Origin of the sequence: Sphingomonas sp. KC8, assembly GCF_002151445.1 — a bacterium.
Lineage (GTDB): Bacteria > Pseudomonadota > Alphaproteobacteria > Sphingomonadales > Sphingomonadaceae > Sphingomonas_E.
Genome location: NZ_CP016306.1, coordinates 1,438,790 through 1,461,033, shown reverse-complemented (window position 1 = coordinate 1,461,033; position 22,244 = coordinate 1,438,790). Strand labels below are relative to the sequence as shown.

Genomic DNA, 22,244 nt, shown 5'->3' with positions numbered 1-22,244 from the left:
ATGGACATGGATTTTGCAGGCAAGGTCGCCGTTATCACGGGTGCTGCCAGCGGCATCGGCCGCGGGCTGGCGGAACGCGGCCATGCGCGCGGGCTGAAACTGGTTCTGGCCGATCGCGACGCCGCCGCGCTTGCCGCGCTGGCCGCATCGCTCGACGGCGCGATCGCGGTGCCGACCGACGTTGCCGATCCGGCATCGGTGTCCGCGCTGGCGGATGCGGCGTGGGATGCGTTTGGCGGGGTCGACCTGCTGTTCAACAATGCCGGGATCATGGCGACGGGCTATGTGTGGGAAATCGAACCCGCGCGCTGGGATGCGTCGATCAACGTCAACCTGAAGGGCATCCTCCACGGTATCCGTTCGTTCGTGCCGCGGATGATCGCGCAGGGGCGGGGCCATGTGATCAACACCGCGTCGATCGGCGGTTTTGCGGCCAGCCCGCTGATGGCGCCCTACAGCGTCACCAAGGCGGCGGCCGTGGCGATCACCGAATCGCTGCATGCCGAACTGGTGATGATCGGCGCGCCGGTGGGCGTCAGCCTGCTCGCACCGGGGCCGGTGAAGACGGCGATCTTCGACAATCCGTTCGGCGAAATCGCCAATCCGGCGGCCGAAGGTTTCGTCAAGGAACTGCGCCACATGCTCGACACCTATGGCCTCGAATCCGCGCCGTTCGCCGACAAGGTGTATGAGGCGCTGGCCGAAGGGCAATTCTGGATCGTGCCGCAGCCGGAAGCGCTGGACCCGATGTTCAAGGCGCGCGTGGAAACGATCCTCGAACGGCGTACCCCCAGCTTTTCGTGGAACGGGGGCGATCCCGTCGACGGCTGATGGAACAAGGCGGGGCCTGGCGGCTTTGGTAATCCATGGCCGCCACCCGCTTGTTTCATGTTTCGGACCTCCATTTCGGGCGGGAGGATGCGGCCGCCATCGCGTGGTTCGCCGATTGCGTGCGCGCCGAGCAGCCCGACGCGGTGATCATCACCGGCGATCTCACGATGCGCGCCCGATCGCGCGAGTATGAAGCCGCCGCCGATTGGCTGCGCGCGCTGAATGTTCCGGTGTCGATCGAGCCGGGCAATCATGATCTGCCCTATTTCAATCCGATCGCGCGGATCACCGCGCCCTATCAGCGCTATGAACAATTGCAGCGCATGCTCGAACGGCCGCTGGACCTGCCGGGCATTTCCCTGATTCCCCTGCGGACGACGACGCGGGCGCAATGGCGGTTCAACTGGTCATGGGGCGTGGTGCGCCGTCGTGCCCTGGCCGAAGCGGTGGATCGGCTGAGTGCGTGCCCGTTCGATCACCTGGCCATCATCGCCTGCCACCACCCGCTGATCGGCGCCGATGCGGCCGATGGCGGAAGGCTGACGGGCGAAACGCTGCGTGGGGAAAAAGCGCTGGCGGCGATGGCTGCGGCCGGCGCGGACGTGGTGCTGAGCGGCCATGTCCATGATCCGTTCGACGCCATGATCGAAACCGCCGGCGGCCCGATCCGCGTGGTCGGCGCGGGCACGCTTTCGCAACGGCTGCGCGCGGCCCCACCGTCGTTCAACGAATTGCGCATCACCGGCGGTGAACTGGATGTGTGCGTGCGAACCGCCGGCTGACATGCGCGCGCCCAAACAAAAAGGGCGCCCCTTGCGGGACGCCCTTTGCGTAAGCCGGATGGCCTGGTGTCTTAGCGCTTCGAGAACTGGAAGCTACGACGGGCCTTCGCCTTGCCGTACTTCTTACGTTCGACCGCGCGGCTGTCGCGGGTCAAGAAGCCAGCGGCCTTGACCGGGCTGCGCAGGATCGGTTCGTAGCGGGTGAGCGCCTGGCTGATGCCATGCTTGACCGCGCCGGCCTGACCGGAAAGACCGCCGCCCTTGACGGTGCAGATCACGTCATACTGGCCTTCACGCTCGGCAACGCCGAACGGCTGGTTGATGACGAGACGCAGCGTCGGGCGTGCGAAATACACTTCCTGATCGCGGCCGTTGATGGTGATCTTGCCGGTGCCCGGCTTGATCCACACGCGGGCCACGGCGTCCTTGCGGCGGCCGGTGGCGTAAGCGCGGCCCTGCGCGTCGATCTGCTGTTCACGCAGCGGCGTGGTCGGCTGAGCCGGAGCGATCGGCGCGGCGGCAGCCGCTTCGGTGGTGTCGGGGGCAGCGGCTGCCGGAGCCGGCGCGGCGCTGGCCAGGGCCGCGAGATCGGCGAGAGACTGGCGATTGTCGGACATTATGCGCCCACCTTGTTCTTGCGGTTCATCGACGCGACGTCGAGGACTTCGGGGTTCTGCGCGCCATGGGCATGTTCGGTGCCGTTGAAGATACGCAGGTTGCGCATCTGCTGGCGACCGAGCGGACCACGGGGGATCATGCGCTCAACGGCCTTTTCGAGAACGCGCTCCGGGAAGCGGCCTTCGAGAACCTTGGCGGCGGTGACGCCCTTGATACCGCCGGCGTAACCGGTGTGGCGGTAATAGACCTTCTGGCCCAGCTTCTTGCCGGTGAAGCGCACCTTGTCCGCGTTGATGACGATGACATTGTCACCGCAATCGATGTGCGGGGTGAAGCTCGGCTTGTGCTTGCCGCGCAGGATGTTGGCGATGATGCTGGCGACGCGGCCGACGACGAGCCCTTCGGCGTCGATCAGCAGCCACTTCTTTTCCACCGTGTACGGCGTTGCCGACTTGGTGGTCTTCATGAGCGCTTTCATGTGCTCGGACCTTTTCGAAAACAAAGCACGCCGCCCAACGGGGAGCGGCGCAGACGATGGCGCTAATGGCGGTGAGGGGGCTCAGAGTCAAGAAAAATGGCGGGTTTCGTGAGTGGTATTATGATACCGTCCGCGAGAGTGGCCGCCCGCGCGGGTTTATGCGCCGTCGCCGCTTACCCAATGCACATAGGCGTCATGGGCCGCGATTATGGGCCATGCGACGGCTGCGGGCACGGCATAGCCATGCGCCGCCGCGATGGCGGCGATCAGCTTTTCCGCCTGATCCGCGCGGCATTTGAACAAGGCGGGGATTTCGGTCGCTTCCTCGATCGCGCCCTGCCAGCGGTAGATGGACCGGCAGGGGGCGAGGATGTTGACGCAGGCGGCAAGGCCACTTGCCACCATATCGCGGCCGATCCGGCTGGCTTCCGCCTCGTCCGCGAACACGGCATAGACGGTGGCGATGGCCGGAGCGGCTGTCATCCCCGGCGCGTGCCGATGCCGTGCGCGGCCCATGCGACGCTTATCACCAGCAACGCGCCGACCGCCTGGTGGGCGACCGCGACATGGATGTCGACGCCGGTGAGCAAGGTGGCGATCCCAAGGACGATCTGGAGCGCGAGGAAGGTGGCGATGGCATGCGCCGGCCCCTTGGTGCCGGCCTGCTGCGCCTTCCATCCCAGGATCAGGAGCATGGCGGCGGCCACCCATGCGAACCAGCGGTGGACGAACTGCACCACGATCGGATTGTCGACGACGTTGCGCCAGGCCGGTTCGAGGAACTGGACGCCCTGGGGGAAGACATGTCCGCCCATCAGCGGCCATTCGGCAAAGGCATAGCCCGCGTCCAGCCCGGCGGTGAACGCGCCGAGCAGCAATTGGATGAACAGCACGAGCATGGCGGCGAGTGAGAAGCTGGTCAGCCGGGCGGGGCGTGCGGTGGCGGGGTTGCGCTTGAGATCCAGCAAATCGAGCACGGTCCAGACAAGGCCGCCAAGGATGAACAGGGCGGTCAGCAAGTGCACCGCCAGCCGCAAATGGCTGACGTCGGGCCGGTCGATCAAGCCCGATTTCACCATCCACCAGCCGATCGCGCCCTGCAATCCGCCGAGAGCGAGCAGGGCGGTGAGGCGTGGGCCATAGCCCGTCGGGATTGCCCGTTTCCACGCAAACCACAAAAGCGGCACGGCGAAGACCATGCCGATCAGCCGGCCGATCAGGCGGTGGAGATATTCCCAGAAGAAGATCGACTTGAACTCGTCAAGCGACATGCCACGGTTGATCTTCTGATATTCGGGCGTGGCCTTGTACGCATCGAATTCAGCGTGCCACTGCGCTTCGTTGAGCGGCGGTATCGTGCCCGAAATCGGTTCCCACCGCACCATCGACAGGCCGGATTCGGTAAGCCGGGTAATGCCCCCGACCACGACCATGAGGAAAACCATCGCGGCGGCGATCAGGAGCCAGCGGGCGATCTTGGCGGGCTGCGGGTTTGCCGCGGCAGGACGGGAAAGCGACATGCGCGCGCCTATGCCCGCGCGCGCGCCGCGGGACAAGGGGCAGGCGGATTCCGGAGCGCCGGCGGCCTGGTGTCAGCCATCGCCGCCCGGATAGCGTTCAAATTCCGGAAAGCGGTGCGCGTCCTGCATCCAGCCGATCCGTTCGGCCACCTGAATATGTGCCGATGGCGCGATAACCAGATCCGGATCGTCCAGTGTCGCCGTCTGGACATCGATCAGGCCGGGAAAGACGACATCGCTGGTGTAGAACAGGCCGGTGCCGCAATCGGGGCAGAAATGGCGCCGGCCATGATCGGACGAGGCGCGGATTTTCGGCGTTCCGCGCGTGACTGTCACGTCCCCCAGCGGGAAGATCGCCCAGGCAACCAGTGGCGCGCCGGCCGAACGCCGGCAATCGGTGCAGTGACAGAGCGAATGGCGATCGGGCAGCGAGGCGGCGGAATAGCGAACCGCTCCGCAATGACATCCTCCGGTCAGCATGGTTTCTCCTTGTGGGAAAGGGTGTTCGTGGGCGTCGGCATAGCACGACAAAACGGGTCATGGGTTGAAATGATATGTTGTATCTTGTCGAGGTCCGTGGCATTGCGATGGCGACATTGAAATCGGAGTGGATTCGCAAACGTGCCGGAAGTTGCAGAACGCGGTCATTGGTTCGACCGGCTGGCCATCGGCCTGTCGGGACTGTGCCTTGCCCACTGCATCGCATCGGCGGTGCTGGTGGCGCTGCTCGCGTCGGCCGGCGGCATCCTGCTGCACCATTCGATCCACGAAGCGGGGCTGGTTCTGGCGATCGCCTTTGCGGTGTTGGGGCTGGGACGCGGCATCCGCCAGCATGGTTTCATGATGCCGGGATCGATCGGCGGGCTGGGCATCGGCGTGATGGCCGGCGCGCTCACCATGCCGCACAGCGCGAACGAAGTGATCTATACGATTATCGGCGTCGGCCTTGTCGCGCTGGGCCATGATCTTAACCGCCGGGCGCTGATCTAGCCACATCGCTTGCCGAAGGGGCAGGCAACGCCTAGATTTGGCGGATGGCCCACGCTCATTCCCATATCCTCCATGAGGGCGCGTCGCTCAAACAGGCGGCGCGCGACACACTGGAAAAATCCGGTCAGCAATGGACCGCGATGCGCGCGGCCGTGTTCGATGCGCTGACGCGGTTCGAACGGCCGGCATCGGCCTATGACATTGCCGAGGCGGTATCCAAGGCAGAAGGCCGGCGGATCGCCGCCAACAGCATCTACCGCATTCTCGACCTGTTCGTGGCGTCGAACCTGGCGCGGCGGGTGGAAAGCGTGAACGCCTATGTCGCCAACGCGCACCCCGATTGCCTGCACGACTGCATTTTCCTGGTGTGCGATACGTGCGGGCAGGCGACGCATATCGATGACGACAGCCTGACCGGAAATGTTCGCAATGCCGCGCAAAAAGCGGGGTTTTCGGCGACGCGCCCGGTGATCGAGGTGCACGGCACCTGCATCGACTGCGATAAGGGCTGACGCGATCCGCACAACATCTTCACCGGCGATGGTTCACCTTCGCTACGGGATGTTCTAGGGGACAGGTTTGAAAGGATCGTCTACCTCCATGTCCGAACGCCCCAAGACGCCGCTGCTCGACACGGTCGATACGCCCGGCGATCTTCGCAAACTGAAGCCCGAACAACTGGGCGATCTTGTGCGCGAACTGCGCCAGGAAATGGTGTCGGCGGTTTCGGTAACGGGCGGACATCTGGGCGCCGGCCTTGGCGTGGTGGAACTGACCGTCGCGCTTCATTATGTGTTCAACACGCCGGACGATATCCTGATCTGGGACGTTGGCCATCAAGCCTATCCGCACAAGATATTGACCGGCCGTAGAGATCGGATTCGCACGCTGCGCCAGGGTGGTGGCCTGTCCGGTTTCACCAAGCGTTCGGAAAGCGAATATGATCCGTTCGGCGCGGCGCACAGTTCGACATCGATTTCGGCGGCGCTGGGCTTTGCGGTAGCGAACAAGCTGGCCGGTGATCCGGGCAAGGCGATCGCGGTGATCGGCGATGGCGCGATGTCCGCCGGCATGGCCTATGAGGCGATGAACAATGCCGAACAGGCGGGCAACCGGCTGATCGTCATCCTCAACGACAATGATATGTCGATCGCACCGCCGGTGGGTGGGCTTTCGGCCTATCTGGCGCGGATGGTTTCGAGCCGGCCGTTCCTGTCCTTACGCGATCTGGCCAAGCGGCTGGCACGCAAGCTGCCGCGCCCGCTGCACGATGCCGCGCGCAAGACCGACGAATTCGCCCGCGGCATGACGATGGGCGGCACCCTGTTCGAAGAACTGGGCTTTTATTATGTCGGCCCGATCGACGGCCATAATCTGGACCATCTGATCCCGATTCTGGAAAATGTGCGCGATGCCGGCGAAGGGCCGATCCTGATCCATGTCGTGACGCAGAAAGGCAAGGGCTATGCCCCGGCCGAAGCCGCCGCCGACAAATATCATGGCGTCCAGAAGTTCGACGTCGTTACCGGTGCGCAGGCCAAGGCCCCGCCGGGACCGCCAAGCTATACCGGGGTGTTCGCGCAGGCGCTGATCGCGGAGGCGACGCGCGACGACAAGGTTTGCGCGATCACGGCCGCCATGCCTTCGGGCACGGGGCTGGACAAGTTTGCAACCCTGTTCCCGGATCGCAGTTTCGACGTGGGCATTGCCGAACAACATGCGGTGACGTTCGCGGCCGGGCTGTCGGCGCAGGGCTATCGCCCGTTCTGCGCAATCTATTCGACCTTCCTGCAGCGCGCTTACGATCAGGTCGTCCATGACGTGGCGATCCAGAATCTGCCGGTGCGTTTCGCGATCGACCGCGCGGGGCTGGTGGGTGCCGACGGGGCGACCCACGCGGGCAGCTTCGACATCACCTATCTGGCGTCACTGCCCAATTTCGTGGTGATGGCGGCCGCCGACGAGGCCGAACTGACGCACATGGTGCACACCATGGCGCTGCATGACAGCGGGCCGATCGCGGTGCGCTATCCGCGCGGCAACGGCACCGGCGTGGGCATTCCTACGACGCCGGAACGGCTGGCGATCGGCAAGGGCCGGCTGGTGCGCGAAGGCAAGACGGTGGCGATCCTGTCGCTGGGCACCCGTCTGGGCGAAGCGGAAAAGGCGGCGGATCAGCTTGAGGCGCTGGGCCTGTCGACGAGCGTTGCCGACTTGCGCTTCGCCAAGCCGCTGGACGAGGCCCTGATCCGCACCTTGCTGACCACCCATGAGGTGGCGGTGACGATCGAAGAAGGCTCGGTCGGTGGCCTTGGCGCGCATGTGCTGACCTTGGCGAGCGACGAGGGGCTGATCGATGGCGGGCTGAAACTGCGGACGATGCGCCTGCCCGATATCTTCCAGGACCATGAAAAGCCCGAGACGCAATATGCGGAAGCCGGGCTGGATGCCGAAGCGATCGTCGCGACCGCCCTGGCCGCGCTTCGCCGCAACAATACCGGGCTGACGGAAGGCGCGCGGGCTTAGTCCGTATCGCCTGTCCTACACGCCTGATCTGGCTATAATCGCCGGGAATGGCGGATCTGATCCGAACCATCTGCCCCTGATCACGGTGTTTCGCCGTGAAAAGGAGCATTGACCATGGTACTTCCTGAAAAATACCGGTTCCTCAATACGCTGAAGCCGCTTCCCCGGATGGTGCAGGAAGCGTTGCGGCTGTTCGACACGCGCGAACAGCCGGGGCCGGGGAACAATCCCGTGATCATGCGCTGGGTGGCCGAACTGGCCGATCCGGCCGTCAGCCGCGTATATACGGCGGATGCGGTGCCGTGGTGCGGGCTGTTTCTGGCGATCGTCGCGCGCAAGGCCGGCAAGCAGCCGGTCGATCAACCGTTATGGGCGCTCAACTGGGGGCGATTTGGCAGCGCCGTCGGCCAGCCGATGCTGGGCGACGTGCTGACCTTCGTGCGGCCGGAAGGCGGGCATGTCGCGATCTATATCGGTGAAAGCGCACGGAGCTATCATGTGCTGGGCGGCAACCAATCGGATCGGGTGTGCTTTGCCGAGATTGCCAAGACCCGGCTGCGCGCCGCCCGCCGGCCGGCCTACACGAGCCAGCCGGCGACGGTGAGACCCTATATATTGGGCACCAGCGGCGTTTTTTCGGCCAACGAGGCCTGATTTTGACCGGGTTGCGGACGGCTGCTCAAATCGCCCGCAACCCGGCCTCCTCAGCGTCGAGCGACGCAAGGATCTCATTCAGGCTGGCGCCATGGGCCATCGGCCCTTCCGCCGTGCCGATCAGCCTGTCCAGCAACCGTTGGCCATCGTGCCAGGCGGCAAGGCCACTATCGGCATTGATGTGGCCGCAGGCGCCGACATTGACGAAGCGGCTGCCCCAGTCCCGCGCCATATCGAAGCTGCGCTGGATCGAGGTGAAGGGATCGTCTTCGCTGGCGACGACGATCGACGGAAAGGGCAGGCTGCCACGCGGGGCGGGCGCAAAGCCGCGGATTTCCTGGACGGCACCGCGCCTTTCCACATCGGGCGGCGCGACGAGGAGCGCCCCTGCAACCGGCCAGCCCCACGGCTGGCCCGCCAGTTCGGCCCACCATGCAACAGCAAGGCAGCCAAGGCTGTGCGCGGCCAGGATGACCGGGCGGCTGGCGGACCGGATCGTCTGATCGAGCCGGGTGACCCACGGATTGCGGCGGGGCGTATCCCACATGCCGAGATCGACGCGGGCCGTATCGCCACGGGCCTGTTCCCACAGGGTTTGCCAATGCGCCGGGCCGGATCCGTGCAGGCCAGGAACCGTCAACACCAGCGGGCGGCGGCCGCCAAATTCGGAGATAACCTGCGTCATGCTTCGTCTCCCGATCATGCCGCACGAGGAATGCCGTGCGATTCGCTGGAGGGCAGAATAACTCTATCGATAAAGTTGACAATAAGGCGAGCGGCGAAATATGGCTTTCTTGCGACGGCTGGTTGGGCCATGGGCGGGCATGGCTAAGGGCATTCGCGCGGATCAGTTGCTTGTCGAACGCGGGCTGGTGGAGAGCCGCGCGCGGGCGCAGGCGCTGATCCTGGCCGGGCTGGTGTTCGTCGGTGATCGCAAGATCGACAAGGCCGGGCAGGCGCTGCCGGCCGATGCGGCGCTGGACGTGCGCGGGCGCGATCACCCATGGGTTTCGCGCGGCGGAATCAAGCTGGCGCATGGGCTGGCCCATTTCGGCTGGGATGTGACCGGCGCGGTGGCGATCGACGTAGGATCATCGACCGGCGGCTTTACCGATGTGCTGCTCACCCATGGCGCGGCGCGGGTGTACGCGGTCGATTCGGGCACGAACCAGCTGGCGTGGAAATTGCGGCAGGACCCGCGGGTCGTGGTTCATGAACGCACCAACGCACGCAACCTGACCGATCAGCAAATCATCGAGCCGATCGACATCGTCGTTTGCGACGCCAGTTTCATCTCACTCGCCAAGGTATTGGAAAAGCCCCTCGGTTTTGTCCGGCCCGGGGCGCATCTGATCGCGCTGATCAAGCCGCAATTCGAAGCCGGCCGAACCGAAGTGGGCAAGGGCGGGGTGGTGCGCGATCCGGCGATCCACGAGCGGGTCTGCGATGAGGTGCGCGATTGGCTGACGACACAGGGCTGGATCGTAGCCGGCGTCACGCCCAGCCCGATCACCGGCCCCGAGGGCAATATCGAATTTCTGATCGGCGCGACGCGGCCGGACGCGGATGGCGTTTACTCCGCCTAAACAGGATGTGATCTAGCAACGATCGTGCGGAACGCGGTTGTGCTTTGACCCGTTCGCCCAGAGGCGATAGGCAGGTGCCAAGGTCGGATCAGGCAAAGGAAAAACGTGGCGTTACCTCGTATTTTTGCGCTGATTATCGGGTTGCTGACGGCGGCGTATTTCGGACTTCACCTGAACGGTGAAGCCATGCCGATGATTGCCGCGGCGATCATGCTGGCAGGTGCGGTGATCCTGCTTGCGATATCGGTTCGCAAAGCCGTCACGCGAATCCAGCGGAATATCGTCGTCGCCGGCTGGGGCCTGTTCACCCTGCTTTCAACCGGCGGTTTTGGCGCGATGATGTGGCTGGGCGCGACATCCCAGGCAAAGGCGATGGCGCTGATGCTGCTTTTGGCCGGGATTGGTTTCACCGCGCGTGCGGCCTGGCAGGCGGGGCGGAAGAAACGCCGCAAATGGGACAGCTATTTCGACCATTGAGGCCCGATGCGGGCACCGATCAGCGGTGCGTGGGGACCAATGTGGCCATCCAGATATCGGTGAGCGTATCGAGCAGCGCATCGAAATCGGTGGCCCAACCTTCGATGTGCACAGCCATCATCGTTCGTTCGATCTGAAAGATCAGCAGTTGCGCGCGGCGCTCGGCTTCCTGTGGGGAAAAGGCGGACCAGCGCCGCCCATCGCCGATCAGCGTCGCGACGAATGTTCCCTGATGGGTGCGCGCATCGGCGGACAGATCGGCCAGCATCTCACGCAATAAGGTGCGCATACCATCATGATGGATGCGCCACGCATCGCCGACATCGGCCAGCCATCCGCGGATCGATGTGCGGTCCCAATCGGGCAAAGCGGCAAAGCGGCGGTACAGTTCTGTCCCGCGATCCCACATTTCGGCCAGGATCGCGCGGCCGACGTCGGGCTTGCCGGTGAAGTGGGCGTAGAAGGTGGCCCGCGAAACGCCGGCCGCGCCCAGAATTTCTTCGATGGTGGCGCCAGCCATGCCGCGTTTTTCGAACACCAGCAAAGCGGCATCGATGATCCGCGCGCGCGTGGCCAGACGCTGCTGTTCGCGCAACGACAAGGGCGACAGAGGGGGCACGGGCCGCGGCGTGATCGACATGCCTTCCTCCCTAACCAACGCTCGCCCGAAAACAAGGCCATACATATGTATGGAATATTGACGATTGTATGGGGTGTGTTATGCCTTGGCCCAACACATAAGAATGGAGAGGCCCCATGAACGCGATCAGCCCGATACCCATGCGTCATCGATCGACCGACACCAGCTATCCCAAGGGCTGGTACTGCATCGCCGAGGGCGATCAGGTGCATGCCGACAAGATGCTGCCCGTCAGCTGGCTGGGTGAGGAACTGATCGTCTATCGCACGAAGGACGGCGCGGCGCAGGCGGCCGATGCCTATTGCCCGCACCTGGGCGCGCATCTTGCCAGCCATGACGGCGCGCTGTGCGAAGGCAGGATCACCTGCCCGTTCCACAAATGGGAATTCGACAGCGCGAGCGGCAAGGTGGAGCATATCCCCTATACCGACGTGCCCGTGCCGGCGAGCGTGCGCCTGACCCTGCACCCGACCCGCGAGACCGACGGCATGGTGCTGATCTGGCACGACCCGAGCGGCGGCAAGCCGACCTTCGAGCCGTTCGATTCCAGCCATCTGCGCGGCGACGACACCTGGATTCCCTATGCGGTGAAAAGCTGGGAGACGACCTGCCCCTTCCGCGACATGTTGGAAAATATCTTCGATACCGCGCATGTGACGCAGCTTCACAACGCGGCGGCGCTGCCCGAAATCACCAGTTTCGAACCGCAGGATTACGGGCTGCGCGTCCAGTATACGACCGATCCGGATGCGGGCGAGGAAACGCCGATCAAGGGGTTCGAGATGAACCTGTCGGGCATCTCGCTGCTCACGCAATATTATGATGGCGTGCACTTCACCGCGCTGTTCGTGATCTCGCTCACCCCGATCGACAATGAACGGATGGTGGAAACCGCGCGGCTGTTCCTGAAGGATAATGGCGACAAGCAGGCGCTGGAACAGATCGGCCAGGCGTTTGTCGACCGTTTCTGTTTCGAGGTGGAACAGGATCTGAAGGTGCTCGATTATAAAAAGCACCTGCCCAATCCGCGCCTGTGCGCGGGCGACGGGCCGATCATGAAGTTCCGCAATTACGCGGCGCAATATTACGCTTGAGCGGGGTTGGCGGCGCCGGCCGGCGGGTTCCCGCTGGCCGCTTGCGCCATCCAGCAAAATTGAGGATTGCGGAAGCGGCCGATCTTATCGGTCAGCGGTTGGCGGCGATGATTTTGATGCTCAGGGGGCTGCCGCCAGCGGCAATTTCAAGCAGGCGATCGATATTTGGATGTGCGCCCGGACGGGTGCGCGCATCCGCTGTGTGCTCGGCAAACATGGCCAGCCCCTGTTCGGCCGCTTTCGCATCCAGCGTGTCACCGAGCTGCGCCAGATACTGGTAGACCGCCAATGAGCCTTGCTTGCCCGGCTGGTTTTCGATGCTGGCAACCACGGCCCCGGCCACGTCGATAAGGTCGATGCGCGCCAGGCCATCGATCGGCGGCAATTGCTGAAGATTGTCCTTGAACGTCGCCCCTGGTTCGATCGTTGGCAGCATTTTTCGCATTCCTGAAATGGGTTTTCGGCCGGGCTGTGGCACCTTCCGCCACCGTCCGCAATCAGGCGTGAGACGATCAGGCGCCAACGGCTGTCGTCTGGCATGACGCGGAGCGGGGAGGGCGGCAGGGCGTTCCGCGCCTCCTCTCACGGCTGGGGGAGGCCCCTCAGCTCACATAATGCGCTGTCGTTTTCGCCGCGACTTCATCGGCCGTCACACCGGGCGCCAGTTCGATCAGCTTGAACGGGCTGGCATGATCGGGCCGCTGGAAGACGCACAGATCGGTGACGATCATGTCGACGACATTCTTGCCCGTCAGCGGCAGGGTGCAGGCGGGGATGAATTTCGCGCTGCCGTCCTTGGCATTATGTTCCATGACGACGATGATCTTCTTCACCCCGGCGACGAGATCCATCGCGCCGCCCATGCCCTTGATCATCTTGCCGGGGATCATCCAGTTGGCGATGTCGCCATTTTCGGCGACTTCCATCGCGCCGAGGACGGTGAGGTCGATATGCCCGCCGCGGATCATCGCGAAGCTGTCGGCCGATGAAAAGAAGCTGGATGAGGGCAACTGGCTGATCGTCTGCTTGCCGGCGTTGATCAGATCCGCATCCTCTTCGCCAGCATAAGGGAAGGGACCGATGCCGAGCATGCCGTTTTCGGACTGGAGCGTCACTTCCATGCCGGCCGGGATGTTGTTGGCGACCAATGTCGGGATGCCGATGCCGAGATTGACGTAGAAGCCGTCTTTCAGTTCCTTTGCGGCGCGCGCCGCCATCTGATTGCGATCCCAGCCCATCAGGCGGACTCCCTTTCGCGCACGGTTCGAAATTCGATCTTCTTGTCGTAGGGGGCACCCAGGATCAGGCGTTTCACATAGATGCCGGGCAGGTGGATCGCATCGGCATCGAGCGACCCCACGGGCACGATTTCCTCGACCTCCGCCACGCAGACCTTGCCGGCGGTGGCGGCGGGCTGGTTGAAGTTGCGTGCGGTTTTGCGGAAGATCAGATTGCCGGCTTCATCGGCCTTCCAGCCCTTGATGATCGCCAGATCGGCGCGGATGCCGCGTTCGAGGACGTAGGTTTCGCCGTCGAATTCCTTCAGTTCCTTGCCTTCGGCGACCAAGGTGCCGACGCCCGTCTTGGTGTAAAAGCCGGGGATGCCGGCACCGCCGGCGCGCATCCGTTCGGCCAGCGTGCCTTGCGGGCAAAATTCGACTTCGAGTTCGCCGGCGAGATACTGGCGTTCAAATTCCTTGTTCTCACCCACGTAAGACGCGATCATCTTTTTGATCTGGCGGGTGCGCAGCAGCTTGCCCAGCCCTTCATTGTCGATTCCGGCGTTGTTGGAGGCGACGGTAAGATCCTTCACCCCCGATGCCTGGATCGCATCGATCAGCCGTTCGGGGATACCGCACAGGCCGAAGCCGCCGGCCGCGATCGTCATGCCATCGAACAGCAGCCCTTCGAGCGCGGTCGCCGCATCGGGATAAATCTTGTTCGCCATGTTTCCCCTTCCGCCACCGGATGTTGAAAAGGAGATAGAGGGGCGCGGGGAGGGGCGTCAATCGACCCGCCCGTCGATTGCGGCGGGCGCAATCGCAGCCGTGAACGGCTGTTGCGGGAAGGGCCTTTTTTCGTGCCCCGGCCCCGGTTACACATGCGCAATGAGCAATCAGCGCACCGGCGGTCGCATCCTTGTCGACGCCCTCATCGCCCAGGGATGCGACCGCATCTTTTGTGTGCCCGGCGAATCCTATCTGGCGGTGCTCGACGCGCTGCATGATACGCCCGAAATCGAACTGATCGTGGCGCGGCAGGAAGGTGGCGTCGGTTTCATGGCCGAAGCCGATGGGGTGATGACGGGGCGGCCGGGCATCGCCTTCGTCACGCGCGGGCCGGGGGCGACCAATGCGTCGATCGGCGTGCATGTGGCGATGCAGGATTCGACGCCGATGATCCTGTTCATCGGCGATGTCGCGCGCGGCGACCGCGATCGCGAGGCGTTTCAGGAGATCGATTTTACCGCGATGTTCGCGCCAATCGCCAAATGGGCGTCGCGGATCGACGATGCCGCGCGCATCCCCGAATATGTCGCGCGGGCCTATGCGGTGGCGATGTCGGGGCGGCCGGGGCCGGTGGTGCTGGCGCTGCCCGAAGACATGTTGACCGATGCCGTTGACGCCATCGATCGCACCCGTGTCGAGCGGCCAAGCCAGGCGGTGAGCGCGGGGATAATCGCACAGGTGACGGACATGCTGGCCGCCGCGAAGAACCCGGTCGCGATCGTCGGCGGGGCAGGATGGAGCGACACCGCGGCGCGCAGCTTCGCCAAGGTCGCCGAAGCATGGGGGCTGCCGGTGGCGGTGGCTTTCCGCCGGCAGGATGCGATCGCCAATGAATGCCCGGTCTATGCCGGGAATCTTGGTTATGGCCCCAATCCGGCGCTGCTGGCGCGGATCAGGGGGGCGGATCTGCTGCTGGTTGTCGGGCCGCGTCTGGGGGAGGCGACGACGGATGGCTATGCGCTGATCACACCGGATCATCCCGGCCAGACGCTGATCCACGTTCACCCCGATCCAAACGAACTGGGCCGCGTGTTTGCGACGGATCTGGCGGTGTGCGCCGGTGTCAATTCCTTCGCGCTTGCGCTGGAAACGGTGATCTACCGCGCCAGCGAAGCGGGGGTGCCGTCGAGCAAGGTTTTCCCGCGCTTTACGGCCGGACGGGAAGCCCATGCCGAATGGACGCAATGGGCCACGCCGCAAGCCAATGGCGCAAAGCTCGATCTGGGCCAGTGCGTGGCCGCGATGCGCGAACAGCTGCCCGGCGACAGCATCATCTGCAACGGTGCGGGCAATTTTTCCGGCTGGTGGCATCGCTACTGGCATTATGCCGGGCCGGTGAGCCAGCTTGCACCGACGGCGGGGGCCATGGGCTATGGCCTGCCGGCCGGCGTCGCCGCCGCGCTGCGCCATCCTGATCGGCAGGTGGTGGTGCTGGCCGGCGACGGCTGTTTCCTGATGAACGGACAGGAACTGGCGACGGCGGTGCGTTATGGCTGCAAGATGCTGGTGCTGGTGATCGATAATGGCAGCTACGGCACGATCCGGATGCATCAGGAGCGGCGCTATCCGGCGCGCATTTCGGGTACCGACCTCGCCAATCCGGATTTCGCGGCGCTTGCCCGCGCCTTCGGGGCATGGGCCGAAACCGTGACCGAGACCGCCGACTTCGCAGCAGCACTGGCCCGCGCGCAGGAACAGCCCGGCGTCGCTTTGTTGCACCTGAAGACGGATATCGAGCAGATCGCCCCGGCCATCACGGTGCGCGCATTGCGCGGCGGCTGACGCCTGCGGCACAAAGCGATGCGGTGGCGCAACAGTTCGGCCATTCGCTGATGCAAGGTCGGCAATCGCGCTCGCCTGCGCCGAAATGCTGGGCTAGTGTCGATCCATGATCCTCGAACTTGCCGAAATCGATGTCATCCCTGGCCAGGAGGAGGCGTTCGAGAATGCGATCGGCCGCGCATCGCGCTGCTTCCTTGAATCGCCCGGTTGCCTGGGCATGAAGGTGACGCGATCGATCGAGCATCCGCACCGTTTTCGCCTGCTGGTGCGCTGGGCGACGGTGGACGACCATATGGTCGGTTTCCGCAATTCGGATGCGTTTCTGGAATGGCGGCGGATCGCCGGGCCATGCTTCGCCAAGCCCCCGCGCGTCGAACATATGACGCTGATTCTGGGCGAATAAACGCCCGTCCTAGGCCTTTGACGGGCCTTGCAGGATCTGCGAGACGAGTTCGTAATCGCTGGCCTTGTCGACATCGATCCCGGCTTCGGCGCGGTCGAGCAGGACGGGCTTTGCCTTGATCCCCAGCCGGCGGCCTGCGGTGGCCAGCGCATTTGCCAGTGAAATCGTACGGGTGATGCCGCGCAGGGCAAGGCAGGGGCCGAAGCGCAGCATCAGCTTGCGCGCGGCCTTGCGATCCTGTTCGGCGCTGGCCCACAGATCGAGCACCGGGGCGACCCGGACGCCGGCAAGCGCGAACAGATTGGCGCCGGTGAAGCCGCCGTCGCGGAATTTCAGCCAGGTGCGTTTATTGTCGGGGTAAGCGGCGAGCAGCACCGCTTGTGGCACCATTGCCACCGCGACATCGGCATCGGCGACGCCATCGAGGAAGGTTTCGACATCGGATGCCATCAGCAACGGGTGATCGGCCGTCGCCACCAGCACGGGCCAGGGTGCGTCCGCGCTACCGGCAGCGGCCGCGATGCTGCGCGAAATACCCGCACCGCTGGGCCGCAACGTCACCTTGGGATGGGCCGCGATCCACGCAAGATCGCCGGCGACCACGGCGTCCGGTTCCTGCGACAGGATCAGGATGCGGCCGATGCGATCGACAGCGGCAAGCGTGCGGACGACGCGCGCGATCATCGCTTCGCCGGCGATCGGCACGCGCGCCTTGAAGATTTCGCCATGCGCCTGCGCCAGCGGATCGCCGCCGGGCCGCGACCCCGCGAGCAGGATCGCCGTCCATTTGCCCTTGTCGTTCACGTGCCCGTCAGCCCCGCCCAAAGATCGAGGCTGCCGTCTATAGAGACGGCCCCGCGAAAGTCACGGTCAGCCCTTCGGAACCAGTTCGACCACATCGAGCGTCGATTCCCAGCGTGGAAAAGGGAGCACGAGCCGCCACCGGTTCGGCCCGACCCGTTCCAGCGCGCCAGCCATGTCGCGTTCCGGATCGCGCCCATAATCGAGCGGGCGGCGTTCATCGCCAAGCATCATCGTGCCTAGAAAGATCATCCGGGTTTCATCGGCCGGAAAAAGAAAACCGACGGGTTTTTGCGATCCATCCAGCTTGGCGAAGCTGAGCATGTCCTTTTCCCGCGTCACCCGGCAGGTGAAGGAGGGAGACCTGGTGAAATCGGCGGCGTTCGCGTCCTTGGCGCCCAGCTTATAGACGTTGCAGCTATAATCACCGGGGGGAAGCGCCGGGCCGGGCTGCGCGGAATCAGGCAGCATCAGCGGCCCGAGTGCGGCGAGCCTGGCCGATTGGCCCGATGCGTCGACCTGCGCCAGCGCCGTTGTCCACGCACCACGCCAGTCGCGGATGCGTTCGCGATCCGCCGATGTCGCCATTTCGCGCCAGCTATGCGGCGGATCAAGTTCCTTGGCGGCGGTTGTCCCGGCGCATCCGGCGACAAGAGCCAGAACCGCGAATAATCCCAACATATCGGGGCGACCCATCAAGCGACCTCTCTTTTGCCCCAAAGCGACACTCTGGACGACAGTCCATAGAAGCGGCAACGCGTCCTACACCATGGGTTAGACCCGCGACCGCTGATTCGGTTCCGCAAAGATGACAGGAGAGACAGCCAGATGACAGATCTCGAAGCCCGTATCGACCGCCTCGAATCCACCGATGCCATTCGCCAGCTCGTCTCCAAATATTCCCTGTCGCTCGACATGCGGGACCTGGACGCGCACGTAAACCTGTTTGCGCCGGACATCCGCGTCAGCCGCGACAAAGCGGGCCGCAGCCATCTCAAGCGGTGGCTGGACGATACGCTTCGGCTGCAGTTCACCGGCACGTCGCACCATGTGGGCAACCATATCATCGAGTTCGACGATGCCGATCACGCGCACGGCGTGGTCTATTCCAAGAACGAGCATGAAACCGGCCCGGAATGGGTGATCATGCAGATGATGTACTGGGACAATTATGAGCGGATCGACGGCGTGTGGTGCTTCCGCCGCCGGCTGCCCTGCTACTGGTACGCGACCGACCTGAACAAGCCGCCGATCGGCGACATGAAGATGCGCTGGCCGGGGCGTGAGCCATATGACGGCAGCTTCCACGCGCTGTGGCCGTCGTGGAAGGAGTTCTGGGCGAACCCGCCGCAGGCGGACGAACCCGAAGTGGCCGAACCTGCGCCGCTGGACGAGTTCCTGAACCGGATGCGGCGCGGAGCACCCGAACCGCGTATTCGCGTACGGTGATCAGGTGAATCTGGCCGGCGTCGACCTTTGGATCGGCGCCGGCTCAGATCAGCGACAGCGCCGACAGTTCGTCGATCATCGCCTTGGGCATGGCCGACACGTCGGCATCCCCGCCGTCGAAATCGTCGGGTGCATCGGCCGCGGCCAGATAGCGCCAGCCCTGATGCGCGCGTTTGGGCCGGGCGCGGACAGGAACGAGCCGCGCATCGACGCGGATGACGCAGCGGCCACCTTCGGCTTCCTCGAACCCCAATATCGTCTGGCGGGCGACAAGGCGGTGGGCGATGATCCAGTAGAGCGATCCGCCGACCATTTCGTCGGCGCGGGTGGGCCGATAACGGGTGTGGATCGCAGCGGTGCCGTTTGCGGCATGTGCGCCGATCCGATCGCGCAGGATATCGAGGCTGGAACAGCCGACGGCAACCTTGGTCATATGCAGCATGGCGTATATTTTGCCTGCGTTTTCAGGGATGTTCGAAACGGATTTCAGGCCCGGTCACACATGACGCAACGGGCGTTGATCAGCATGTGGGAAGCAAGGTTCAGCCTGCAAGGCCCGTTGCGGTGGCGAGACCGAGAAAGGCGAGGAAGCCCATCGAATCCGTTGTCATCGTCACGAAGATCGACGAGGACACCGCCGGATCGACATCCATTCGATCGAGCGCGACAGGCACCAGTACGCCGGCCAGCCCGGCGATGAAGATGTTCGTCATCATCGCAGCGGCGATCACCCCGCCCAGCGCGGGATTGCTGAACACCAGTGCGACGCCCGTGCCGATCACCGCCGCCACGGTCGCGCCGTTGAGCAAGGCGATGCGGATTTCGCGGACGATGGCGCGCATGGTGTTCGACTGGGTGAGCTGGTTGGTGGCGAGCGCGCGGACGGTGACGGCCATCGTCTGCGTACCGGCATTGCCGCCGACCCCCGCGACGATCGGCATCAGCGTGGCGAGCGCGACCATCTTGGCGATGGTGCCTTCGAACACGCCGATGATGGTGGAGGCGACGAGGGCGGTGAGCAGATTGGCCAGCAGCCAGCGGACGCGGGTTTTGTAACTGTCGCGGATCGGTTCGTTGATGTCGCCGTCGCCGGCGCCTGACAGTTTCAGGATATCTTCGCCGGCTTCTTCCTGAATGATGTGGACGATATCGTCGACGGTAATCATGCCGACGAGGCGGCCGGCCTGATCGATCACGGCGGCGGAAATCAGTGCGTATTTCTGGAAACGGAGGGCCACTTCCTCCTGATCCATATCGACTGGGATCAGCGTCTGTTCGCGCTTCATCACATCGGCGATGGCAATCGCGCGCGGGGTGCGCAGGATCCAGCTCAACTGGCAGGTGCCGATCGGATGGTGGCGCCCGTCGACGACGAAGATTTCCCAGAAATCGGTGGTGAGATCTTCGTTCGAGCGCAGATAATCGAGGACGTCGCCCACCGTCCAATGTTCGGGCACCGCGATCAGATCGCGCTGCATCATGCGGCCGGCGGATTCTTCGGGGTAGGACAGGGCCTCTTCGATCGCCGCCCGATCATCCGGCTCCATCGCGCGCAGCACGGCGCGCTGTTCGTCTTCCTCCAGTTCCTCGATGATCGACACGGCATCGTCGGTATCGAGCTGGGTGGCGAGTTCGGCGACTTCGTGGGGGGCGAGCGCGTCGATCAGTTCATCGCGGACCCATTCGTTCATTTCCGCCAGCACGTCGCCGTCGAGCATGTCGGCAATCGCGGCGGCCAGCGGGCGGCGCATGTCGCCCGGCACCAGTTCGAACAGATCGGCGATATCGGCGGGGTGGAGCGGGGCGACGAGCGCGCGTGCGCCTTCGTCGTCGCCGGCTTCGACATGGGCGAGAACGCTGTCGACGAACGCCGGCTTCATCCGATCATCCTCATCGAGGCTGGTTTCGGGAAGTTCGGCATCGGCGGGCGCGGCGGGATCGAGTTCGGTTTCGCTCATCGGTCCCACCTTCGGCGCGTTCGGGATTCGGGCGCCTTCTACGGCGGGGATGGACCCGTGTCAGCCCATCTGGCCGCACTTTGTGAAGTGTACGAGACGCCTATTCCATCATCGGTGGCGGTTCCGCCTTCGGATCATTGTGGACGCGGCGCATGAGCAGCGCGAACGGCAGCACCACCACGACGGCCCAGCCCATCAGCCAATAATCGTCGATATAGGCGATCATCAGCGCCTGACGATTGATTTCCGCATCGATCATCTGGAGCAGCATCGCCCCTTCGGCCCCCAGCTTTTCCATCATCGATGGGGTGAGGAAGGGCAGGCTGGACGCGGTAATATGGGTCGACAGATCGGAATGGCTGACCTGGATATTGCGCGCGAGCAGCGCCGACAGCACCGAAATGGCGACCGATGAGCCAATGTTGCGCGACAGGCTGTAGAGCGCGGCCCCTTCTGTCCGCAGGTGCGGCGCGAGGGTGGCAAAAGCCAGCAGGTTGAGCGGCAGAATGACGAATCCGGTGCCAAGGCCCTGGATGATCCCGGTCAGGATGATCGGGTTCGCGCCCATTTCCAGATCGAAGCCGCTCATCATGTGCAGCGAAAGCGCGATCAGGCCCAGACCGCAGCCGATCAGGATGCGGCCATCGATCCGCTTGGCGAGCATGCCGGCGAGGAGCATCGACACCATCATTGCGGCACCACGCGGCGCGACCAGTAGGCCGGCCTGATACGCATCATAGCCAAGCAGGGTTTGCAGCATGGGCGCGAGCAGGGCTGACCCGGCGATGCTGATGCCGCTGATCAGCAGCATGAACAGGTTGGCGATCAGGAAATTGCGATCGCGGAACAGCGGCAGCGGGATCAGCGGATTCTTCTTGGTCGCGCTGTGGACGATGTACATCCACAAAGCCGACACCGCGAGCGCGGCCTCGATGATCACCTCTGTCGAATTGAACCAGTCGAGATGGGTGCCGCGATCCAGCATAAGCTGGAAACTGACGAGCATCATCGAAATCAGGATGAAACCTGTCATGTCCAGCCGGGTCTTCATCAGCGGACGCGACGAGAGCAGCATCCAGCAGGCGATGGCGGTGACGATGCCGAACGGCACGTTGATGAAGAACACCCAGCGCCAGTTCCACTGATCGGTGAGCCAGCCGCCCAGAACCGGCCCCATGATCGGCGCGATCATCACCCCCATGCCCCAGATGGTAAGCGCCTGCGCGTGCTTTTCCTTGGGATAGCTGTCCAGCATCGCCGCCTGCGTGAGCGGGCCGATGAACGCGCCGAACACGCCCTGCAGGATACGGGCTGCGACCATCGTTTCCAGATTGGGGGCGATGCCGCACGCGGCCGACGCCACGGTGAAACCGACCACCGACGCCACGAACAGTTCGCGCCGGCCAAAGCGCGATTCGAGCCAGCCGGTGATCGGCGTCGCGATGGCGACCGCAATGATGTAGGAGGTGAGCACCCACGCAACCGATTCCTGCGTCGCGCCCAGCGTGGCCTGCATATGGGGCAAGGCCACGTTGGCGATGGTCGAATCGAGCACCTGCATCAGGGTCGCGGCCATCACCGTGATGGTGATCGCCAGCCGTTTCGCCGGAGAAGGCAGGGCGTGTGAGTCCATGGATATCGGCGCT

27 protein-coding genes are annotated in these 22,244 nt (G+C 64.2%); 12 read left to right on the top strand and 15 right to left on the bottom strand.

Translation table 11 applies throughout. The annotated features are described in order from the left end of the window. Positions 1-6 precede the first annotated feature (6 nt). A complete protein-coding gene (locus KC8_RS06865; RefSeq protein ID WP_010127972.1) occupies positions 7-831 on the top strand; it encodes an SDR family NAD(P)-dependent oxidoreductase in 825 nt (274 codons plus the stop codon). A 35-nt stretch (positions 832-866) separates the two neighbouring features. Further along, positions 867-1,613 carry a metallophosphoesterase family protein gene (locus KC8_RS06860; RefSeq protein WP_010127973.1) on the top strand — a complete coding sequence of 249 codons (747 nt, stop codon included), beginning with the start codon at positions 867-869 and terminating at the stop codon, positions 1,611-1,613. A 71-nt stretch (positions 1,614-1,684) separates the two neighbouring features. On the opposite strand, the gene rpsI is transcribed toward KC8_RS06860, so the two are convergent. From rpsI to KC8_RS06835, 5 genes are all read right to left on the bottom strand, one after another. Further along, positions 1,685-2,230, bottom strand: a complete 546-nt coding sequence (gene rpsI / locus KC8_RS06855) for a 30S ribosomal protein S9 (protein WP_010127974.1) — start codon at positions 2,228-2,230, stop codon at positions 1,685-1,687. Continuing rightward, positions 2,230-2,709 (bottom strand): 50S ribosomal protein L13, encoded by a 480-nt coding sequence (gene rplM / locus KC8_RS06850; RefSeq protein WP_029624888.1) that lies wholly within the window; start codon positions 2,707-2,709, stop codon positions 2,230-2,232. Before rplM ends, rpsI begins: the two co-directional genes overlap by 1 nt. Positions 2,710-2,865: 156 nt before the next feature. Continuing rightward, positions 2,866-3,192, bottom strand: a complete 327-nt coding sequence (cutA, locus tag KC8_RS06845) for a divalent-cation tolerance protein CutA (protein WP_029624889.1) — start codon at positions 3,190-3,192, stop codon at positions 2,866-2,868. Further along, a complete protein-coding gene (locus KC8_RS06840) occupies positions 3,189-4,229 on the bottom strand; it encodes a COX15/CtaA family protein (RefSeq protein ID WP_010127978.1) in 1,041 nt (346 codons plus the stop codon). Before KC8_RS06840 ends, cutA begins: the two co-directional genes overlap by 4 nt. A gap of 72 nt (positions 4,230-4,301) precedes the next feature. After that, positions 4,302-4,709 (bottom strand): GFA family protein, encoded by a 408-nt coding sequence (locus KC8_RS06835; RefSeq protein WP_010127979.1) that lies wholly within the window; start codon positions 4,707-4,709, stop codon positions 4,302-4,304. A 141-nt stretch (positions 4,710-4,850) separates the two neighbouring features. On the opposite strand from KC8_RS06835, the gene KC8_RS06830 reads away from it, so the two are divergent. The 4 genes from KC8_RS06830 (at position 4,851) to KC8_RS06815 (ending at position 8,399) form a co-directional block, all read left to right on the top strand. Continuing rightward, positions 4,851-5,219, top strand: a complete 369-nt coding sequence (locus KC8_RS06830) for a MerC domain-containing protein (protein WP_010127980.1) — start codon at positions 4,851-4,853, stop codon at positions 5,217-5,219. Positions 5,220-5,263: 44 nt separating this feature from the next. Further along, entirely contained in the window at positions 5,264-5,731 is a 468-nt protein-coding gene (locus KC8_RS06825; protein WP_010127981.1) for a Fur family transcriptional regulator, read from the top strand. Positions 5,732-5,819: 88 nt separating this feature from the next. Then, positions 5,820-7,745 carry a 1-deoxy-D-xylulose-5-phosphate synthase gene (gene dxs, locus KC8_RS06820; RefSeq protein ID WP_010127982.1) on the top strand — a complete coding sequence of 642 codons (1,926 nt, stop codon included), beginning with the start codon at positions 5,820-5,822 and terminating at the stop codon, positions 7,743-7,745. Between the two features lie 114 nt (positions 7,746-7,859). Beyond that, positions 7,860-8,399 carry a TIGR02594 family protein gene (locus KC8_RS06815; protein WP_010127983.1) on the top strand — a complete coding sequence of 180 codons (540 nt, stop codon included), beginning with the start codon at positions 7,860-7,862 and terminating at the stop codon, positions 8,397-8,399. A 25-nt stretch (positions 8,400-8,424) separates the two neighbouring features. On the opposite strand, the gene KC8_RS06810 is transcribed toward KC8_RS06815, so the two are convergent. After that, positions 8,425-9,084, bottom strand: coding sequence for an RBBP9/YdeN family alpha/beta hydrolase (locus tag KC8_RS06810; RefSeq protein ID WP_010127985.1), 660 nt, complete (start codon positions 9,082-9,084; stop codon positions 8,425-8,427). A 139-nt stretch (positions 9,085-9,223) separates the two neighbouring features. Here KC8_RS06810 and KC8_RS06805 point away from each other — a divergent pair, with 139 nt between their 5' ends. Both KC8_RS06805 and KC8_RS06800 read left to right on the top strand, forming a co-directional pair. Beyond that, complete coding sequence (locus tag KC8_RS06805) at positions 9,224-9,985, top strand: TlyA family RNA methyltransferase (protein ID WP_010127987.1); 762 nt, start codon at positions 9,224-9,226, stop codon at positions 9,983-9,985. Positions 9,986-10,090: 105 nt separating this feature from the next. Continuing rightward, complete coding sequence (locus KC8_RS06800; protein WP_232455650.1) at positions 10,091-10,462, top strand: hypothetical protein; 372 nt, start codon at positions 10,091-10,093, stop codon at positions 10,460-10,462. Between the two features lie 19 nt (positions 10,463-10,481). On the opposite strand, the gene KC8_RS06795 is transcribed toward KC8_RS06800, so the two are convergent. After that, the gene (locus tag KC8_RS06795; protein ID WP_010127989.1) at positions 10,482-11,102 is read right to left on the bottom strand and encodes a TetR/AcrR family transcriptional regulator; all 621 of its coding nucleotides are present in this window, start codon (positions 11,100-11,102) and stop codon (positions 10,482-10,484) included. 116 nt (positions 11,103-11,218) lie between these two features. Between KC8_RS06795 and KC8_RS06790 the strand changes: the two genes are divergently transcribed. After that, positions 11,219-12,196, top strand: coding sequence for a Rieske 2Fe-2S domain-containing protein (locus tag KC8_RS06790; RefSeq protein ID WP_010127990.1), 978 nt, complete (start codon positions 11,219-11,221; stop codon positions 12,194-12,196). Between the two features lie 91 nt (positions 12,197-12,287). Here the strand turns inward: KC8_RS06790 and KC8_RS06785 are convergent, their stop codons facing one another. From KC8_RS06785 to KC8_RS06775, 3 genes are all read right to left on the bottom strand, one after another. Then, the gene (locus KC8_RS06785) at positions 12,288-12,632 is read right to left on the bottom strand and encodes a DUF2322 family protein (protein ID WP_010127991.1); all 345 of its coding nucleotides are present in this window, start codon (positions 12,630-12,632) and stop codon (positions 12,288-12,290) included. A gap of 166 nt (positions 12,633-12,798) precedes the next feature. Beyond that, on the bottom strand, positions 12,799-13,434 hold the full coding sequence (locus tag KC8_RS06780) for a 3-oxoacid CoA-transferase subunit B (protein WP_010127992.1): 636 nt from the start codon (positions 13,432-13,434) through the stop codon (positions 12,799-12,801). Next, on the bottom strand, positions 13,434-14,144 hold the full coding sequence (locus KC8_RS06775; RefSeq protein ID WP_010127993.1) for a CoA transferase subunit A: 711 nt from the start codon (positions 14,142-14,144) through the stop codon (positions 13,434-13,436). Before KC8_RS06775 ends, KC8_RS06780 begins: the two co-directional genes overlap by 1 nt. A 160-nt stretch (positions 14,145-14,304) precedes the next feature. Between KC8_RS06775 and KC8_RS06770 the strand changes: the two genes are divergently transcribed. Further along, entirely contained in the window at positions 14,305-15,987 is a 1,683-nt protein-coding gene (locus tag KC8_RS06770; RefSeq protein WP_010127994.1) for a thiamine pyrophosphate-binding protein, read from the top strand. Between the two features lie 106 nt (positions 15,988-16,093). After that, the gene (locus KC8_RS06765; RefSeq protein WP_010127996.1) at positions 16,094-16,390 is read left to right on the top strand and encodes an antibiotic biosynthesis monooxygenase family protein; all 297 of its coding nucleotides are present in this window, start codon (positions 16,094-16,096) and stop codon (positions 16,388-16,390) included. Positions 16,391-16,399: 9 nt separating this feature from the next. Here the strand turns inward: KC8_RS06765 and KC8_RS06760 are convergent, their stop codons facing one another. Together KC8_RS06760 and KC8_RS06755 are read right to left on the bottom strand one after the other, a co-directional pair. Further along, positions 16,400-17,194, bottom strand: coding sequence for an NTP transferase domain-containing protein (locus KC8_RS06760; RefSeq protein ID WP_010127997.1), 795 nt, complete (start codon positions 17,192-17,194; stop codon positions 16,400-16,402). A gap of 66 nt (positions 17,195-17,260) precedes the next feature. Beyond that, on the bottom strand, positions 17,261-17,887 hold the full coding sequence (locus KC8_RS06755) for a DUF4893 domain-containing protein (protein ID WP_138956810.1): 627 nt from the start codon (positions 17,885-17,887) through the stop codon (positions 17,261-17,263). 132 nt (positions 17,888-18,019) lie between these two features. Here KC8_RS06755 and KC8_RS06750 point away from each other — a divergent pair, with 132 nt between their 5' ends. Further along, positions 18,020-18,640: a nuclear transport factor 2 family protein gene (locus tag KC8_RS06750; protein ID WP_010127999.1), complete on the top strand. Its 621-nt coding sequence runs from the start codon at positions 18,020-18,022 to the stop codon at positions 18,638-18,640. Positions 18,641-18,683: 43 nt separating this feature from the next. Here KC8_RS06750 and KC8_RS06745 read toward each other — a convergent pair whose 3' ends face one another. From KC8_RS06745 to KC8_RS06735, 3 genes are all read right to left on the bottom strand, one after another. Further along, positions 18,684-19,082: a DUF1489 domain-containing protein gene (locus KC8_RS06745; protein ID WP_010128000.1), complete on the bottom strand. Its 399-nt coding sequence runs from the start codon at positions 19,080-19,082 to the stop codon at positions 18,684-18,686. A 100-nt stretch (positions 19,083-19,182) separates the two neighbouring features. Further along, the gene (mgtE, locus tag KC8_RS06740) at positions 19,183-20,598 is read right to left on the bottom strand and encodes a magnesium transporter (protein ID WP_010128001.1); all 1,416 of its coding nucleotides are present in this window, start codon (positions 20,596-20,598) and stop codon (positions 19,183-19,185) included. A gap of 100 nt (positions 20,599-20,698) precedes the next feature. Then, positions 20,699-22,231, bottom strand: coding sequence for a DHA2 family efflux MFS transporter permease subunit (locus KC8_RS06735; protein WP_010128002.1), 1,533 nt, complete (start codon positions 22,229-22,231; stop codon positions 20,699-20,701). Between the last annotated feature and the right edge of the window lie 13 nt (positions 22,232-22,244).

What these genes read in the sequence shown, in the direction of transcription:
- KC8_RS06750 (WP_010127999.1), top strand. Translation starts at nt 18,020, where the DNA reads ATGACAGATCTCGAAGCCCGTATCGACCGCCTCGAATCCACCGATGCC.
- KC8_RS06775 (WP_010127993.1), bottom strand. Translation starts at nt 14,144, where the DNA reads ATGGCGAACAAGATTTATCCCGATGCGGCGACCGCGCTCGAAGGGCTG.
- KC8_RS06765 (WP_010127996.1), top strand. Translation starts at nt 16,094, where the DNA reads ATGATCCTCGAACTTGCCGAAATCGATGTCATCCCTGGCCAGGAGGAG.
- dxs (WP_010127982.1), top strand. Translation starts at nt 5,820, where the DNA reads ATGTCCGAACGCCCCAAGACGCCGCTGCTCGACACGGTCGATACGCCC.
- KC8_RS06835 (WP_010127979.1), bottom strand. Translation starts at nt 4,709, where the DNA reads ATGCTGACCGGAGGATGTCATTGCGGAGCGGTTCGCTATTCCGCCGCC.
- KC8_RS06840 (WP_010127978.1), bottom strand. Translation starts at nt 4,229, where the DNA reads ATGTCGCTTTCCCGTCCTGCCGCGGCAAACCCGCAGCCCGCCAAGATC.
- rpsI (WP_010127974.1), bottom strand. Translation starts at nt 2,230, where the DNA reads ATGTCCGACAATCGCCAGTCTCTCGCCGATCTCGCGGCCCTGGCCAGC.
- KC8_RS06815 (WP_010127983.1), top strand. Translation starts at nt 7,860, where the DNA reads ATGGTACTTCCTGAAAAATACCGGTTCCTCAATACGCTGAAGCCGCTT.
- KC8_RS06790 (WP_010127990.1), top strand. Translation starts at nt 11,219, where the DNA reads ATGAACGCGATCAGCCCGATACCCATGCGTCATCGATCGACCGACACC.
- KC8_RS06825 (WP_010127981.1), top strand. Translation starts at nt 5,264, where the DNA reads ATGGCCCACGCTCATTCCCATATCCTCCATGAGGGCGCGTCGCTCAAA.
- KC8_RS06780 (WP_010127992.1), bottom strand. Translation starts at nt 13,434, where the DNA reads ATGGGCTGGGATCGCAATCAGATGGCGGCGCGCGCCGCAAAGGAACTG.
- rplM (WP_029624888.1), bottom strand. Translation starts at nt 2,709, where the DNA reads ATGAAAGCGCTCATGAAGACCACCAAGTCGGCAACGCCGTACACGGTG.
- KC8_RS06735 (WP_010128002.1), bottom strand. Translation starts at nt 22,231, where the DNA reads ATGGACTCACACGCCCTGCCTTCTCCGGCGAAACGGCTGGCGATCACC.
- KC8_RS06770 (WP_010127994.1), top strand. Translation starts at nt 14,305, where the DNA reads ATGAGCAATCAGCGCACCGGCGGTCGCATCCTTGTCGACGCCCTCATC.
- KC8_RS06810 (WP_010127985.1), bottom strand. Translation starts at nt 9,084, where the DNA reads ATGACGCAGGTTATCTCCGAATTTGGCGGCCGCCGCCCGCTGGTGTTG.
- cutA (WP_029624889.1), bottom strand. Translation starts at nt 3,192, where the DNA reads ATGACAGCCGCTCCGGCCATCGCCACCGTCTATGCCGTGTTCGCGGAC.
- mgtE (WP_010128001.1), bottom strand. Translation starts at nt 20,598, where the DNA reads ATGAGCGAAACCGAACTCGATCCCGCCGCGCCCGCCGATGCCGAACTT.
- KC8_RS06785 (WP_010127991.1), bottom strand. Translation starts at nt 12,632, where the DNA reads ATGCTGCCAACGATCGAACCAGGGGCGACGTTCAAGGACAATCTTCAG.
- KC8_RS06745 (WP_010128000.1), bottom strand. Translation starts at nt 19,082, where the DNA reads ATGCTGCATATGACCAAGGTTGCCGTCGGCTGTTCCAGCCTCGATATC.
- KC8_RS06795 (WP_010127989.1), bottom strand. Translation starts at nt 11,102, where the DNA reads ATGTCGATCACGCCGCGGCCCGTGCCCCCTCTGTCGCCCTTGTCGTTG.
- KC8_RS06865 (WP_010127972.1), top strand. Translation starts at nt 7, where the DNA reads ATGGATTTTGCAGGCAAGGTCGCCGTTATCACGGGTGCTGCCAGCGGC.
- KC8_RS06860 (WP_010127973.1), top strand. Translation starts at nt 867, where the DNA reads ATGGCCGCCACCCGCTTGTTTCATGTTTCGGACCTCCATTTCGGGCGG.
- KC8_RS06805 (WP_010127987.1), top strand. Translation starts at nt 9,224, where the DNA reads ATGGCTAAGGGCATTCGCGCGGATCAGTTGCTTGTCGAACGCGGGCTG.
- KC8_RS06755 (WP_138956810.1), bottom strand. Translation starts at nt 17,887, where the DNA reads ATGGGTCGCCCCGATATGTTGGGATTATTCGCGGTTCTGGCTCTTGTC.